We start from the raw sequence: 1264 nt of genomic DNA, 5'->3' as shown, positions 1-1264 counted from the left end.
ACCCGCAGGCGGTGTTCGAGCGGCTCTTCGCGGACGGCCCGCACAGTTTCTGGCTCGACGGCAGCGCCGCGGCCGAACCCGGATCCCGGTTCACGGTGATGGGCGACGGCTCCGGGCCCCGCTCCGAGTTCGTCACCTACAGCGTCGCCGAAACCCTGGTGCGCGAACACGCCGTCGACGGCACCGTCACCGAACACCACAGCACGTTCTTCGACCACATCGACCGGCGCCTCGCCGAACGTCCGGTCGCGCGCCGCGACGACCTGCCGTTCGCCTTCGGCCTCGGCTACGTCGGCTATCTCGGCTACGAACTGAAGGCCGACGCCGGCGCCCAGCTCGTGCACACCTCGCCCACCGCGGACGCGGCGATGGTGTTCGCCGACCGGGCCGTCGTCCTCGACCACGAAGCCGGCCACTGCTACCTGCTCGCGCTGAGCGCGCAGCCCGGCGAGCGCGCGACCACCGACTGGTTCGACCGCGCCGCCGCCGCCCTGGCCGAACTCGACGACGTGACCGTGCCCGCACCCGACGCGGCGCCGCTGCTGCGCCTGGACCGCGACCACCCGATGCGGCTGCGGCACGACGGGCAGCGCTATCTCGATCTGATCGGCCAGTGCGTCGCCGAGATCCGCAGCGGCGAAACCTACGAGGTGTGCCTGACCAACATGGCCACCGTCGAACGCAGCATCGATCCGCTGCGCACCTACGAATGCCTGCGCGAGATCAGCCCCACCCCCTACAGCGCGTTGCTGCAGTTCCCCGGCATCTCGGTGCTCAGCGCGTCCCCGGAACGGTTCCTGCGGATCGACGCGGACGGTGTCGTCGAATCCAAACCGATCAAGGGCACCCGGCCCCGCGGCGCCACCGAGGCCGAGGACGAGATGCTGTGGCAGGACCTGCACTCGAGCGAGAAGGACCGCTCCGAGAACCTGATGATCGTCGACCTGGTGCGCAACGACCTGTCCCGGGTGTGCGTCCCGGGTTCGGTGCACGTGCCCAAGCTGTTCGACGTCGAAACCTACGCGGCGGTGCACCAGCTGGTGTCCACCGTGCGCGGCACCCTGCGACCGGACGTGTCCGCCGTGGACTGCGTGCGCGCGGCGTTCCCCGGCGGGTCGATGACCGGCGCCCCGAAACTGCGCACCATGGAGATCATCGACAAACTCGAGGACGGCCCCCGCGGCGTGTACTCCGGCGCCCTGGGCTATCTGTCCCCGACCGGCGCCGCCGACCTGTCGATCGTCATCCGCACCATGGTCGCCAC

At 70.5% G+C, this 1264-nt stretch carries 1 protein-coding gene; it reads left to right on the top strand.

All coding sequences use genetic code 11. The features are described 5' to 3' along the window. Positions 1-1264, top strand: a 1264-nt coding sequence (gene pabB, locus M1M07_RS32255; RefSeq protein WP_248676770.1) for an aminodeoxychorismate synthase component I, incomplete at both ends; no start/stop codon positions are given.

The organism is Rhodococcus sp. HM1, assembly GCF_023218075.1.
In the GTDB taxonomy this organism is placed as follows: Bacteria; Actinomycetota; Actinomycetes; order Mycobacteriales; family Mycobacteriaceae; genus Rhodococcus.
The sequence above is the reverse complement of the archived record's forward strand: the minus strand, read 5'-3'. Positions and strand labels throughout refer to the sequence as shown.